This is a genomic window from Nocardioides litoris (assembly GCF_006346315.1).
Taxonomy (GTDB): domain Bacteria; phylum Actinomycetota; class Actinomycetes; order Propionibacteriales; family Nocardioidaceae; genus Nocardioides; species Nocardioides litoris.
In genome coordinates this window covers 49,975-63,754 of the sequence record NZ_VDMR01000009.1, presented here as the reverse complement: position 1 = coordinate 63,754, position 13,780 = coordinate 49,975, and the positions used below count along the sequence as shown (strand labels likewise).

Genomic DNA, 13,780 nt, shown 5'->3' with positions numbered 1-13,780 from the left:
TCGACCAGGCCCACGCGTGACGGCCCAGACCTCCGAGGACGCTGAGGACCCCCCGTGCCCCGCACCCGACCCGACCGGTGCCCCGGCGCCCTGCGCCCGTGGCTCGCCGACGACGGACCCCTGGTCCGGCTGCGCACGGTCGGCGGCGAGCTGCCCGCAGCGACCCTGGCCGGCCTGTCCGACCTCGCCGCGACGTACGGCGACGGCGACGTGCACCTGACCGCCCGGGCCAACCTCCAGCTGCGGGCGGTCGACCACGGCGAACCGTTCCTCCAGGCCGTCGAGGCCCTCGGCCTCCTGCCCAGCCGCGCCCACGACCAGGCCCGCAACGTCATGGTCTCCCCGCTCACCGGCCTGCGCGGCGGGCGCGTCGACCTGCGTCCGCTGGCCGCCGCCCTCGACCGCGCGATCCTGGCCGACGACCGCACGCCCGAGCTCCCGGGCCGCTTCCTCCTCGTCCTCGACGACGGCCGGGGCGACCTGGTCGACCGCGACACCGACCTGGGGCTGATGGCCCTCGACGACCGGTTCGCCCAGCTCCGCGTCGGCGCCGGGTGGGGCCCGGTGGTGCCGCTCGACCACGCCGTCGACGCCCTGCTCGCGCTCGTGCACCGCTTCCTCGACCTCCGCGGCACCGGCGGCCGGACCGACACGGCCCCGTGGCACGTCACCGAGCTCGACCCGGCCACCCCGCTCCTCGCGCCCGAGCCGCCCGACCGGCGTACGACGGCGCGCACCGCACCACCCGGCCACGCGCCCGGCCACGACCTCGGCGACGCGCTGCTGCCCGTCCCCGACGGCCGCCTCACCCCCGACCTCGCCGCCCTGGCCACCTCCACCGGTGGCCCCGTCGTCGTCACCCCCTGGCACTCGATCATCAGGACGGACCTGCTGTGAGCACCCCGAGCTCCCCGGCGGACGACCTCCGCCGCCCCACCCCGCGCTACGCCTACGTGCCGACCGGCCCGGCGATCTACGCCGACTCCTTCGCCACGATCCGCCGCGAGGCCGACCTGTCCCGCGTCCCGGCGAGCGCCGAGCAGGTCGCGGTCCGGATGATCCACGGCTGCGGCCAGGTCGACCTGGTCGACGACCTCGTCGTCCACCCCGACCTCGGGCCCGCCGGCCGCGCCGCCCTGGCCGCCGGCGCGCCGGTGCTCTGCGACGCCCGCATGGTCGCGGTCGGCATCACCGCCGGCCGGCTGCCGGCCGGCAACGAGATCATGTGCCACCTGTACGACGACCGCGTGCCCGACCTGGCCCGCTCCTGGGGCACCACCCGCAGCGCGGCCGCCGTCTCGCTCTGGGAGCCCCACCTCGAGGGCGCCGTCGTCGCCATCGGCAACGCCCCGACCGCGCTGTTCCACCTGCTGGAGATGCTGGCCGACGGCGCCCCGCGGCCGGCGGCGATCGTGGGCTGTCCGGTCGGGTTCATCGGCGCGGCCGAGTCGAAGGAGGCGCTGGCGACGTTCGCCGAGCGGTGGGGCGTCGACGTTCCCTTTGTGACCGTGCGCGGCCGCCGCGGCGGGTCGGCCATGACCTCCTCGGCGGTCAACGCCCTGGCCTCGGTGAGCGAGGCATGAGCGCCGGGCAGCGAGGCCGGTTCACCTGCGTCGGCGTCGGCCCCGGCGACCCCGGGCTGATGACGCTCAAGGCCGCCCGCGTCATCGGCGCCGCCGACGTCGTCGCTTACCACGCCGGCACGCGCACGACCTCCCACGCCCGCCGCATCGCCGAGGAGGCCGGCGTGCTCCCCGAGGGCGCCGTCGAGGTCGAGCTGCGCTACCCCGTCACCACCGGCACCACCGACCACCCGGGCGGGTACGCCGGCGCCATCGCCGACTTCTACGAGGCCTCCGCGGCCCGGCTGGCCGAGCACCTCGAGGCCGGCCGCGACGTGGTGCTGCTGGCCGAGGGCGACCCGCTGTTCTACGGCTCGGCGATGTACATGCACGACCGGCTCGCCGACCGGTTCGCCACCGAGGTCGTGCCCGGCGTCCCGGCCTTCGCCGCCTCGACCGCAGCCGCCGGGCTGCCCCTGGCCCGCCAGACCGACGTGCTCACCGTGCTCCCCGGCACCCTGCCCGCGCCCGAGCTCGCCCGCCGCCTGGCCGACACCGACGCCGCGGTCATCATGAAGCTCGGCCGCACCTTCCCCGCCGTCCTCGAGGCGCTGGCCGAGGCCGGCCGGCTCGACGAGGCGGTCTACGTCGAGCGCGCCTCGATGGAGGGTGAGCGGCGGGTCCCGGTGCGCGAGGTCGACCCCGGGTCGGTGCCCTACTTCGCCCTCGTCCTCGTCGGCGGCGACACCCGCGGGCGACGGCACTCCCCCGCCGTCGAGGCCGTCGTGCCCGAGCCGACCGACGACGCCGGGCGGCCCCGCTGCGAGCTGCTCGTCATCGGCCTGGGCCCCGGCCCCGACGCCTGGACCACCCCCGAGGTGGTCGAGGCGCTGGCCGGGGTCGACCACGTCGTCGGCTACGCGCCGTACGTCGACCGGGTGCCGCAGCGCGCCGGGCTCACCCGGCACGCCTCGGGCAACCGGGTCGAGGCCGACCGCGCGCGGCACGCCCTCGAGCTGGCCGCCGACGGCTGCCGGGTCGCGGTGGTCTCGGGCGGCGACGCGGGCGTGTTCGGGATGGCCACGGCGGTGCTGGAGCAGGCCGACGAGTTCCCGTCGGTCGACGTGCGGGTGCTGCCGGGCGTGAGCGCGGTGCAGGCCGTGGCGGCCAAGGCGGGCGCTCCCATCGGCGGCGACTTCGCGGTCGTCAGCCTGTCCGACCGGCTCAAGCCGTGGGACCTCATCGCCCGACGGCTGCGGGCGATCGCCGAGGCCGACCTCGTGCTCGCGCTCTACAACCCGGCCTCGCGCAGCCGCACCGAGCAGATCGCCGCGGCCCGCGACCTGCTGCTGGAGTCGCTGCCCGCCGACCGGGTCGTGGTCGTCGGCCGCGACGTCGGCCGGGCCGAGGAGTCGCTCACCGTGACCACGCTCGGCGACCTCGACCCCGCCTCGATCGACATGAAGTGCCTGGTCATCGTGGGGTCCAGCGGCACCCAGGTCAGCCGGAGCGGTCGCGTGTGGACGAGTAGAGCCACGACTCCCCACCACCGCGCGCCAGCGCCCGGCCCACGAGGATGACCGCCGCCTGACGCAGGCCGGCGGCCTCCACGGCGTCGGCGATGTCGCCGACCGTGCCGGTGAGCACCTGCTCGTCGGGCTGGCTGGCCCGGAAGACCACCGCGACGGGGCAGTCCTGCCCGTAGTGCGGCGCCACGCGCTCCATCAGCTCCCGCGTGCGGGTGATGCCGAGGTGCAGCGCCAGCGTGGCGCGGGTGCGCGCGAACGCCTCCAGCTCCTCGGTCTCCGGCATCGCCGAGGACCGCGCCTGCGGCCGGGTCACGACCACCGACTGCGCCACCAGCGGCACCGTCAGCTCGCGGCCCACCCGGGCCGCCGCGGCGGCGTACGCCGGCACACCCGGCACGACCTCCCACGGCACCCCAGCCTCGTCGAGGCGCCGGGTCTGCTCGGTCAGGGCGGAGTAGACCGACGGGTCGCCCGAGGTCAGCCGCACGCTGGCGCTCCCCGAGCGGTGGGCCTCGACCAGGTGGCCGACGATCGCGTCGAGGTCGAGGGCTTGCGTGTCGACGAGCGTGGCGCCGTCGCGGCAGTGCGAGAGCACGGCGGCGTCGAGGTAGGTGCCGGGGTAGAGCACGACGTCGGCCTCGCCGAGCAGGCGCACGGCGCGCAGGGTCAGCAGGTCGGCCGCGCCCGGTCCGGCGCCGACGAAGGTCACGGTCACGGCTGTTCCTCCCGGGTCCAGCTCCACTGGGTCACGGCCCGCGCCGGCGTCCACCCGGTGAAGGAGCCGATCGGGGCGGCCGTCTCGACCGCCAGGCGGGTCAGCTCGCCCCCGTGCGCGGCGTACGCCGCCGCCAGCACCTGCTCGGTCTCGAGCGTCACCCCGTGGACGACGAGCCGCCCGCCCGGGGCGAGCCGGTCGCGGCAGGCGTCGAGCAGGCCGGGCGCGGTCGCCCCGCCGCCGACGAAGATCGCGTCGACCAGGCCCTCGACGGCGCGGACGGAGGCCAGGACGTCGCCGTGCACGACCTCGAGGTCGGGGACGCCGAGGCGGGCGGCGTTGCGGGCGATCCGGGCGGCCCGCTCGGCCTCGCGCTCGACGGCGGTGGCCCGGCAGGTCGGGTGGGCGCGCGCCCACTCGATGGCCACCGACCCGGCGCCGGCGCCGAGGTCGAGCAGGCGCTGGCCGGGCTGCGGTCGGAGCCGGGCCAGGGCGGAGGCGCGCACGTCGCGCTTGGTCAGCTGGCCGTCGTGCTCGAACGCGTCGTCGGGCAGCCCGGCGGCCCAGGACCCGCTGACCGACCCGCCGGCCGGGCCGAGGAGGTCGAGGGCGAGCACGTGCAGGCGCGGGACGGCGAGGTCCCAGGCCGCGGCGGTGGCCTCGTGCCGCGACTCCTCGGCCGCGCCGAGGTCGGCCAGGGCGGTCATCCGCGTCGCGCCGTACCCCGCGCCGACCAGCAGCGCGGCCACCCGGGCCGGGGTGTGCTCGTCCGAGGTCAGCAGCAGCAGCCGGCGGCCCGGCGCGAGCTCGCGCAGCACCCGCTCGACCCGGCGGCCGACCACGGTGAGCGCGGTGCTCTCCTCGGCGCTCCAGCGCATCCGGGCCCGGGCCAGGGCCACCGACGAGACGTGCGGGACGACCTCGACGGCGTCGGCGCCGAGGCGGCGTACGAGCGTGGTCGCGACGCCGGAGACGAGCGGGTCGCCCGAGGCGAGCACGAGCGCGTCCGCGGGGACGCCGTCGACCGTGAAGGGCGAGGGCCACGCCCGCCGCTCCTGCCCCGGGACGTCGGGCAGCAGCGCCAGGTGGCGGGGGCCACCGACCACGACCGGGGCGGCGAGCACGCGGTCGCGCACCGCGGGCGCCAGCCCGGCGAGCCCGTCGGCGCCCATCCCCACCACGACGACCACGGGCGCCGACGCTATCGTGCGGACGTCACGAGGTGCCCCTCACGGGGAGAATCTGGGAAGCCGGTGGGAGTCCGGCACAGGCCCGCTGCGGTGACCGCGGCGCCGTCGAGCGGACGGCGACCACGGAAGTCCGAAGACCGGCCTCGCGACGTCCTCTTCCACGGCGACGAGCGGGAGCCTCACGTGCCGGACACACCCCTGACCACCTATCCCTTCACGGCGGTCGTCGACCCCGGCGACATGGCCCTGGCCCTGGTGCTCACCACCGTCTCGCCCGAGATCGGCGGCGTGCTGGTCCGCGGCGAGAAGGGCACGGCCAAGTCCACCATCGTGCGCGCCCTGGCCGCCGTGCTGCCGCCGCTCGACGACGGCGGTGCCCAACGGCGCGTGCCGCTGGTCGAGCTGCCCGTCGGCGCCACCGAGGACCGCGTGCTCGGCTCGCTGCACCTGGAGAAGGCGCTGGCCGACGGCGTCGCGGAGTACGAGCCCGGGCTGCTGGTCAAGGCCCACCGCGGCCTGCTGTACGTCGACGAGGTCAACCTCCTGCACGACCACCTCGTCGACGTGCTGCTCGACGCGGCCGCGATGGGCCGCTGCACCGTCGAGCGCGACGGGGTCTCGGTCTCGCACCCGGCGCGGTTCGTGCTCGTCGGCACCATGAACCCCGAGGAGGGCGAGCTGCGCCCGCAGCTGCTCGACCGGTTCGGGCTCACCGTCGAGGTCGCCGCCCCGCGCGACCCGGCCGTCCGCGTCGACGTCGTCCGGCGGCGGATGGCCTTCGACGCCGACCCCGAGGCCTTCTCCGCGTCGTACGCCGACGCCGAGGCCGACCTGACCGAGCGGCTGCGCGCGGCCCAGGTGCTCCTGACCGCGGGCGCGGTCGAGCTGCCCGACGACGTGCTGCTGCGCATCGCCGAGGTGTGCGCGGCGTTCGAGGTCGACGGCCTGCGCGCCGACATCGTCACCGCCCGCACCGCCGCCGCCCACGCCGCCTGGTGCGGCCGCACCGTGGTCACGCTGGAGGACGTGCGGGTCGCCGCCCGCCTCGCGCTCCCCCACCGCCGCCGGCGCAACCCCTTCGACGCCCCCGGCCTCGACGAGGACCTCCTCGACGAGGTGCTGGGCGAGGACGACCCGGACCCCGACCCCGACGGCGGGCCCGACGGCGGGCCCGACGGTGGTGGGGGTGGCGAGGACGCTGCGGACAGTGGTCTCGAGACAGGCGCCAGCGCGCCTTCCTCGACCACCGTGGACGCGCCCGACCACACGGGGGTCGAGGAGGGCGGCGAGCGACCGGGCCACACGGGGGTCGAGGAGGGCGGCCACGCCCGTCTCGAGACCCCGCAGCCGACCACGGTCACCGCGACCGACCCCTACCGCGCGCGGACGTTCCGGGTGGCGGGCACGGGCCGCGGCGAGGCCGGGCGCCGCAGCCGCGCGCTCACCGAGACCGGCCGCCGCGTCGGCGCCCGACCCGGCAGCACGGGCGGGGTGCACCTGCTCGAGACCGTCCGCGCCGCCGCACCCCACCAGGCCGCCCGCGGGCGGGCCGGCGGGCGGGTGCTCCTGGAGCCGGCCGACCTGCGGGTGGCGGTGCGCGAGGGCCGGGAGGCCAACCTCGTCCTCTTCTGCGTCGACGCGAGCGGCTCGATGGCCGCGCGCAAGCGGATGGAGCAGGTCAAGACGGCCGTGCTCAGCCTGCTCCTCGACGCCTACCGGCGCCGCGACAAGGTCGCGCTGGTGACGTTCCGCGGCACGACCGCCGACCTCGCGCTCCCGCCGACCGGGTCGGTCGACGTGGCCGCGCGCCGGCTCGACGAGCTGCCCGCCGGGGGCCGCACCCCGCTGGCCGAGGGCCTGCTCGAGGCGGCGCGGGTGATCGACCTCGAGCGCGTCCGCGACCCCCGCCGGCGACCCCTGCTCGTCGTGGTCACCGACGGCCGCGCCACCTCGGGCGCCGACGCCGCCGGCCGGGCCACCTGGGCCGCCCGCGGCCTGGCCACCACCGGCGTGACCAGCGTCGTCGTCGACTGCGAGGCCGGACCGATGCGCCTCGGCCTCGCCCGGACCCTGGCCGCCGACCTCGGCGGGGAGCACGTGCCCATCGGGCAGGTCAGCGCCGAGGCCCTGACCGGCGTCGTGCGCGGGCGGGTGGCCTGATGGCCCCGCAGGGCCGGCCCGACGTCGTACCGGACGACGGGCTGACCACCGCCCAGCGCCGCCGCCTGCCGCTGCTGATGGTGCACACCGGCGACGGCAAGGGGAAGTCGACCGCGGCCTTCGGGCTCGCCGTGCGCGCGTGGAACCAGGGCTGGGACGTCGGGGTCTTCCAGTTCGTGAAGTCGGCCAAGTGGCGCATCGGCGAGCAGACCGTGCTCGAGCGCCTCGGCGAGCTGCACGAGCAGACCGGCGAGGGCGGGCCGGTGGAGTGGCACAAGATGGGCTCCGGCTGGTCGTGGTCGCGCAAGCAGGGCGAGGCCGACGACCACGCCCGGGCCGCCGCCGAGGGCTGGGCCGAGGTCAAGCGCCGGATCGCCGACCAGCGCCACGACCTCTACGTGCTCGACGAGTTCACCTACCCCATGGAGTGGGGCTGGGTCGACGTCGACGACGTCGTGTCGACGCTGCGCGACCGGCCGGGCCGCCAGTTCGTCGTCGTCACCGGCCGCCGCGCGCACCCCGCGCTGGTCGAGGCCGCCGACCTGGTCACCGAGATGACCAAGGTCAAGCACCAGATGGAGCGCGGCCAGAAGGGCCAGGCGGGCATCGAGTGGTGACCCCGCTCCCCCGGCTGGTCGTCGGCGCGCCCGGCACCGGCCAGGGCAAGACCACCGTCGCCACCGGCCTCATGGCCGCCCTCACCGCCCGCGGCCTCACCGTCTCGGGCCACAAGGTCGGCCCCGACTACATCGACCCCGGCTACCACGGCGCCGCCTGCGGCCGCCCCGGCCGCAACCTCGACCCGCACCTCGTCGGCGTCGACCGCCTCGCCCCGCTGCTGCTGCACGGCGCCCGCACCCCGACGCCCGCCGACGTGGCGGTCGTCGAGGGCGTCATGGGCCTGTACGACGGCCGCGTCGGCGCCGAGGGGTTCGCCTCGACCGCCCACGTGGCCGGCGTGCTCGAGGCCCCGGTCGTGCTGGTCGTCGACGTGTCGCGGGCCTCGCGCACCGTCGGCGCGGTCGTGCACGGCCTGGCGACGTACGACCCCTCGGTGCGGGTCGCCGGCGTGGTGCTCAACCAGGCGGGCTCGCCCCGGCACGCGGCCGAGGTGGCCTCCTCGGTGCGGGTGCCGGTGCTGGGCACGATCCCCCGCGACGCGGCGCTCGCGATGCCGTCGCGCCACCTCGGGCTGGTCACCGCGGCCGAGCGCGAGGAGACCGCGGCGACCCTGGCCGCGCTGGCCGACCGGGTGGCCGAGCACGTCGACCTCGACGCCGTGCTCGAGGTCGCCCGGTCCGCACCCGACCTCGACGCCGAGCCCTGGGACCCGACCGCCGCGGTCGCGCCCCCCAGCGGGCGCCGGCCCGTGGTCGCCGTCGCCGCCGGCCGCGCGTTCACCTTCCGCTACGCCGAGACCGCCGAGCTGCTGCGCGCCGCGGGCTGCGAGGTGGTCGACGTCGACCCGCTGGTCGACGACGCGCTCCCGGCGGACGCGGCGGGGCTGGTGCTGGGCGGGGGGTTCCCCGAGGTGCACGCCGAGGGCCTGGCCGCCAACGCCGCCTTCCGTGCCTCGGTGCGCGAGGCCGTGGCCGACGGCGTGCCGACGGTCGCCGAGTGCGGCGGACTGCTCTACCTGTGCCGCACCCTCGACGGCACCCCCATGGTCGGTGCCGTCGAGGCCGACGCCCGGATGGTCGGCCTGACCCTGCGCTACCCGACCATCGCGGCCGCCGCCGACGGCCTGCTGACCCGGGTCGGCGAGCAGGTCAACGCCCACGAGTTCCACCACACCACCGTCGAGCCCGTCACCGGCCTGGCCCCCGCGTGGGTCGTCGACGGCGAGCCGGTCGGCTTCGCCAGCGACAGCCTGCACGCGTCGTACCTGCACACGCACTGGGCCGGCCAGCCGCACCTCGCGCAGCGGTTTGCCGACGCCGTGCACGCCCGTGCGTGACTCCCACCCGGACCCGCTCCGCCACCACGGCGACGCCGAGGTCCGCGACGCGGGGCTCCTGGACCTCGCGGTCAACGTGCACCCCGAGCCCCGCCCCGACTGGCTCGACGCCGCCCTGCGGGCCTCGCTCGACGACGTCGGCGCCTATCCCGACCCGACCGCCGCCGAGGCCGCGGTGGCGGCCCACCACGGCCTCGACCCGGCCCAGGTGCTGCTGACCGCGGGCGCGGCCGAGGCGTTCTCGCTGGTCGCGCGGCAGGCCTGGCGCGAGCCCGCGGTGGTGCACCCGCAGTTCACCGAGCCGCACGCCGCGCTGGAGCAGGCCGGCCACGCCGTCACCACCGTGGTGCTGCCCCGGCCGTTCCTCCTCGACCCCGCTGCCGTCCCGGCCGGGGCCGACCTCGTCGTCGTCGGCAACCCGACCAACCCCACCGGCGTCCTCCACCCGCGCGAGGCCGTCCTGTCCCTGCGGGCGCCGGGGCGGCTGGTGCTGGTCGACGAGGCGTTCATGGAGACCGTGCCCGGTGAGGCCGCGTCGGTGCTCGGCGAGCCGGGCGTCCTGGTCACCCGCAGCCTGACCAAGCACTGGACGATCCCCGGCGTCCGCATCGGGTACGCCGTGGGCGACCCCGACCTCGTCGCCCAGCTGCGCCGCGCGCAGGTGCCGTGGTCGGTCTCCACGACCGCGATCGCCGCCGCCACCGTGCTGGCCACCGAGCGCGCCCGGACCGAGAGCACCGCTCGCGCCGAGCGCGTCGCGCGCTGGCGGGACCACCTCGAGGCCGTCCTCACCGACCTCGGCGTCGACCACCTGCCCAGCGCCACCAGCTTCGTCCTGGCCCGCCCCGGCGCGGGCGTGCACGCCGCCCTGCGGGCCCGCGGCGTCGCGGCCCGTCGGGCCGACACGTTCCCCGGCCTCGACGGCTCCTGGATGCGCGTCGCCGTGCGCCCGCCCGCCACGACGGGCCTGCTCGCGGACCTGCTGTCCCGGGCCCTCCGCGATGCCCTAGGGTGAGCCGGCGGGCCCGAGGAAGCCGGTGTGAATCCGGCACAGTCGCGCTACTGTGACCGCCATTTTGCCGCTCTGCTGAGCGGGATCGTGGCGGAAGTCAGACCCGAAGGCCCGCTTCCACCCCATCGACAGGGACGCAGTCATCCCTCAGGAGGTCCTCATGGCCCACACTGCCGCCACCCCGGAGATCGCCACTCCGGCCACGCCCGCCATCCCGATCCGCGACCTCGGCCCGTGGGCCGTGTTCTTCGGCCTCTTCGCCGCCGTCGTCGTCTTCTTCGTCAGCGCCAACCAGGGCGGCGTGTCCGTGCCGTCGGGCACCGCGGTCCACGAGTGGGTGCACGACGCCCGCCACCTCCTCGGGTACCCCTGCCACTGACGGCCGGGAGTCCCGCGAGATGACCGCCCGCAACGTCCTGGTGCGGGGGCTGCTCGTCGGCCTCCTCGCCGGGCTCGCCGCCTTCCTCGTCGCGCACGAGGTGGGCGAGCCCCACGTCGAGACCGCCATCGCGCTCGAGGAGGCCGCCTCCGCCGCCGACCCGGCCGCCGAGGCCGCGGACGAGCCCGAGGAGGAGGTCACCGAGGTCAGCCGTCCCGTGCAGCGCACCTGGGGCCTGCTCACCGGCACCGTCGCCATCGGCGTCGTGCTCGGCGGGTTCGTGGCCCTGCTCAGCGCCGCCGCCATCGGCCGCCTGGGCCGGCTCACCGCCGTCCAGACGACCGGCCTCGTCGCCGCGATCGGGTTCGTGGCCTACAGCCTGGTCCCGTTCCTGAAGTACCCCGCCACCCCGCCCGCCGTCGGCAGCGGCGACACGATCGGCAGCCGCACCAGCGACTACTTCCTGCTCGTGCTCGTCTCGGTCGTCGCAGCGCTGGCCGCGGTCCAGCTGGCCCGCGCCCTGGCCGACCGGTTCGGGGGCCTGCGCGCCTCGATGGCCGGCGTGGCGGCGTACGTCGTCGTGGCGGGTGTCGCCGCGGCGCTGCTGCCCACGGTCAACGAGGTCGGCGCGTTCCCGGCCGACACCCTGTGGTCCTTCCGGGTCTCCTCGCTGCTGACGCTCACCACCCTGTGGGCCGTCATCGGTGCGGGGTTGGTGCTCAGCGTCGACCGCCTGGCCCGGGCCGAGCGGGCCGTGGCCGAGCGCCGCGCGCTGGCCGCCAGCCTGTGAGGGCGCCCGACGCGGCGAGCCGTGCGGCGGCGGCCGAGCGGCTGGCCGGGCTCGCCACGCCCGCCGGGGCGCTGGGTCGCCTCGGCGACCTCGCCACCTGGGTCTCGGCCTGCCAGGGCGCGGTGCCACCGCGGCCGCTGGACGACGTCCGCCTGGTCGTCTTCGCGGGCGACCACGGCGTCGCTGCCCACGGCGTCTCGGCCTACCCGCCGGCCATCACGGGCGCCATGGTCCGCACGTTCGTGGCCGGCCGGGCCGGGGTCTCCGCGCTCGCGGCCGCCCACGGCGTCGCGGTCCGGGTGCTCGACCTCGGGGTCGACGACGACCTCGACGGCCTCCCGGCCGACGTGTCGGCCCACAAGGTCCGCCGCGGCTCCGGCGCCATCCACCTCGAGGACGCCCTGACCGCCGCGGAGGCCCGCCGGGCGATCGAGGTCGGCCGGGCCGTCGCGGCCGAGGAGGTCGCCGCCGGCGCCGACCTGCTGCTCAGCGGCGACATGGGCATCGGCAACACCACGCCCGCCTCGGCCCTGGTCGCGGCCGCCCTCGGCCTGCCCGCCGAGGACGTCGTCGGCCGCGGCACCGGCATCGACGACGCGGCCCTGCGCCGCAAGCACGACGTCGTCCGCCAGGCCCTGGCCCGCGCCGGGTTGCGCACCGACGACCCGGTCGAGACGCTGGCCGCGCTCGGCAGCGCCGACCTCGCCGCCACCGTCGGCTACCTCGTCGCCGCCGCCGAGGCCGGGGTGCCCGTGCTGCTCGACGGCCTCATGTCGGTGGCCTGCGCCCTCACCGCCGAGCGGCTCGCGCCCGGCACGGCCGCCTGGTGTGCCGCCGGCCACCGCTCCACCGAGCCCGCGCAGTCCCTGGCCCTGGAGAAGCTCGGCCTCGAGCCGCTGCTCGACCTGGGCCTGCGGCTCGGCGAGGGCAGCGGCGCCGTCGCCGCCGTCCCGGTCCTGCGCAGCGCCGTCGCCCTGCTCCGCGACACCGCCCTCCTCGCCGACCTGCTGTGACGTCTCGGCTCGAGTGGTCTCGAGACGGTTGCTGCGCAACCTCCTCGACCACCGTGGGGCCCGGTCGCCACACGGTGGTCGAGGAGGGCCGCCAGGCCCGTCTCGAGACCACACGCGCGCCCAGCCGTCACCACACGGTGGTCGAGGAGGGCCGCCAGGCCCGTCTCGAGACCACACGCGCGCCCGGCCGTCACCACACGGTGGTCGAGGAGGGCCGCCAGGCCCGTCTCGAGACCACGAGAGCCGAGACCCCGTGCCGCGCGACCTGACCGACGCCTGGCGCCTGGCCACCGGTCTGCTGACCGCGCTGCCCGTGCGCGGGCCGCACTTCGACGGCGAGCCGTCCCCGGCCGTCGCGCGGGCGACCATGCTGCTGGCGCCGGTGGCCGTGCTGCCGCTCGGGGCGCTGGTCGCGGCGGTGCTCTGGCTGGGCGACCTCGCCGGCCTGCCGTCGTACGCCGTCGGGCTGCTGGCCGTGGGCGCCGTGGCCCTGGGCACCCGCGCGCTGCACTGGGACGGGCTGTCCGACGTGGCCGACGGCCTCACCGCGTCCTACGACCCGGAGCGGTCGCTGGCGGTGATGAAGACCGGCACGTCGGGCCCCGCGGGCACCCTGGCCACCGTCCTCGTGGCCGGCCTCCAGGCCGCGGCCCTGGCCGCGCTGGCCGACGACCCCCTGCTGGCCGGTGGGGCCGTCTGCCTGTCGCGCTGCGCGTTGTGGATCGTCTGCGCGAGCCCGGTGCCGCCGGCGCGCTGGGACGGCATCGGCGGTGCGTTCACCCGCACCGTCCCGGTGCCGGTCGCGGTCGTCGGCGGCGTGCTCACCGGCGTCGTGCCGGGCCTGGTCGTCGTCGCCCTGGTCCGGCGCTGCACCCGGCGCCTCGGCGGCGTGACCGGCGACGTCATGGGAGCGGCCATCGAGCTCTGCCTGACCACGATGCTGCTGGGGTTGGCGTGCGCCTAGGGCAGCCTGAGGACCCGCCCGGCGACGACGAGGTGCACCTCGTCGCACGCCGCCCCGAACCGCTGGTTGACCGAGCCCAGCAGGTCGCGGAACAACCGCCCCGACCGGTGCGCCGGCACCACCCCGAGCCCGACCTCGTTGGTCACCAGCACCACGTCGCCGCGCATCGCGGCCACCGCCTCCTCGACCAGGCCCTCCAGCCACGGCAGCAGCGCGTCCACCGGGTCGTCCCACCGGCCCGCGTCGTCGACCACGCCCGTCAGCCAGGTGCCCAGGCAGTCGACCAGCACCGGCCGGTCGGTGGCCAGCGCGGCCGCGAGGTCGTGGGTCTCGACGGTCTCCCACGACGCCGGGCGCCGCGCCCGGTGGGCGGCGACGCGCGCGGCCCAGTCGGCGTCGTCGTAGGTCGGGCCGGGCGCGACGTAGCGGCACGCCTCGAGCGACCCCACGAGCGACTCCGCGTGGCGCGACTTGCCCGACCGCACGCCGCCGGTCACCAGCACCCTCAC

General features: G+C 77.2%; 12 protein-coding genes, 1 pseudogene and 1 riboswitch. Of the genes and pseudogenes, 10 read left to right on the top strand and 3 right to left on the bottom strand.

Going from position 1 to position 13,780, the window contains the following annotated elements; translation table 11 throughout:
• Positions 1–54: 54 nt before the first annotated feature.
• Genes FJQ57_RS20005 through FJQ57_RS19995 form a run of 3 tightly spaced genes read left to right on the top strand, consistent with a single transcriptional unit; the run spans position 55 to position 3,142 of the window.
• Entirely contained in the window at positions 55–897 is an 843-nt protein-coding gene (locus tag FJQ57_RS20005) for a nitrite reductase (protein WP_139983767.1), read from the top strand.
• On the top strand, positions 894–1,583 hold the full coding sequence (locus tag FJQ57_RS20000; RefSeq protein ID WP_139983765.1) for a precorrin-8X methylmutase: 690 nt from the start codon (positions 894–896) through the stop codon (positions 1,581–1,583). The genes FJQ57_RS20005 and FJQ57_RS20000 overlap by 4 nt, the downstream gene beginning before the upstream one ends.
• Positions 1,580–3,142 (top strand): precorrin-2 C(20)-methyltransferase, encoded by a 1,563-nt coding sequence (locus FJQ57_RS19995; protein WP_139983763.1) that lies wholly within the window; start codon positions 1,580–1,582, stop codon positions 3,140–3,142. The genes FJQ57_RS20000 and FJQ57_RS19995 overlap by 4 nt, the downstream gene beginning before the upstream one ends.
• Here FJQ57_RS19995 and FJQ57_RS19990 read toward each other — a convergent pair.
• Positions 3,063–3,806 (bottom strand): cobalt-precorrin-4/precorrin-4 C(11)-methyltransferase, encoded by a 744-nt coding sequence (locus FJQ57_RS19990; protein ID WP_211349215.1) that lies wholly within the window; start codon positions 3,804–3,806, stop codon positions 3,063–3,065. The genes FJQ57_RS19995 and FJQ57_RS19990 overlap by 80 nt on opposite strands.
• Positions 3,803–4,996, bottom strand: a complete 1,194-nt coding sequence (gene cbiE, locus FJQ57_RS19985; RefSeq protein WP_246081934.1) for a precorrin-6y C5,15-methyltransferase (decarboxylating) subunit CbiE — start codon at positions 4,994–4,996, stop codon at positions 3,803–3,805. Before cbiE ends, FJQ57_RS19990 begins: the two co-directional genes overlap by 4 nt.
• A gap of 13 nt (positions 4,997–5,009) precedes the next feature.
• Positions 5,010–5,156, top strand: a riboswitch (cobalamin riboswitch).
• Positions 5,157–5,179: 23 nt separating this feature from the next.
• On the opposite strand from cbiE, the gene FJQ57_RS19980 reads away from it, so the two are divergent.
• From FJQ57_RS19980 to FJQ57_RS19950, 7 genes and pseudogenes are all read left to right on the top strand, one after another.
• On the top strand, positions 5,180–7,156 hold the full coding sequence (locus tag FJQ57_RS19980; RefSeq protein WP_246081933.1) for a VWA domain-containing protein: 1,977 nt from the start codon (positions 5,180–5,182) through the stop codon (positions 7,154–7,156).
• Positions 7,156–7,773 carry a cob(I)yrinic acid a,c-diamide adenosyltransferase gene (gene cobO / locus FJQ57_RS19975; RefSeq protein ID WP_139983761.1) on the top strand — a complete coding sequence of 206 codons (618 nt, stop codon included), beginning with the start codon at positions 7,156–7,158 and terminating at the stop codon, positions 7,771–7,773. The genes FJQ57_RS19980 and cobO overlap by 1 nt, the downstream gene beginning before the upstream one ends.
• Positions 7,767–10,128 (top strand): annotated as a pseudogene (gene cobBC, locus FJQ57_RS19970) (bifunctional hydrogenobyrinic acid a,c-diamide synthase/histidinol phosphate aminotransferase CobBC). The gene cobO and the pseudogene cobBC overlap by 7 nt, the downstream one beginning before the upstream one ends.
• 157 nt (positions 10,129–10,285) lie before the next feature.
• Positions 10,286–10,504 carry a CbtB domain-containing protein gene (locus tag FJQ57_RS19965; protein WP_139983759.1) on the top strand — a complete coding sequence of 73 codons (219 nt, stop codon included), beginning with the start codon at positions 10,286–10,288 and terminating at the stop codon, positions 10,502–10,504.
• Positions 10,505–10,523: 19 nt separating this feature from the next.
• Positions 10,524–11,294: a CbtA family protein gene (locus FJQ57_RS19960; protein ID WP_139983757.1), complete on the top strand. Its 771-nt coding sequence runs from the start codon at positions 10,524–10,526 to the stop codon at positions 11,292–11,294.
• Positions 11,291–12,307 (top strand): nicotinate-nucleotide--dimethylbenzimidazole phosphoribosyltransferase, encoded by a 1,017-nt coding sequence (gene cobT, locus FJQ57_RS19955; RefSeq protein ID WP_139983755.1) that lies wholly within the window; start codon positions 11,291–11,293, stop codon positions 12,305–12,307. The genes FJQ57_RS19960 and cobT overlap by 4 nt, the downstream gene beginning before the upstream one ends.
• 253 nt (positions 12,308–12,560) lie before the next feature.
• Positions 12,561–13,271 carry an adenosylcobinamide-GDP ribazoletransferase gene (locus FJQ57_RS19950; RefSeq protein WP_246081932.1) on the top strand — a complete coding sequence of 237 codons (711 nt, stop codon included), beginning with the start codon at positions 12,561–12,563 and terminating at the stop codon, positions 13,269–13,271.
• On the opposite strand, the gene FJQ57_RS19945 is transcribed toward FJQ57_RS19950, so the two are convergent.
• Positions 13,268–13,780 (bottom strand): bifunctional adenosylcobinamide kinase/adenosylcobinamide-phosphate guanylyltransferase, encoded by a 513-nt coding sequence (locus FJQ57_RS19945; RefSeq protein ID WP_139983753.1) that lies wholly within the window; start codon positions 13,778–13,780, stop codon positions 13,268–13,270. The genes FJQ57_RS19950 and FJQ57_RS19945 overlap by 4 nt on opposite strands.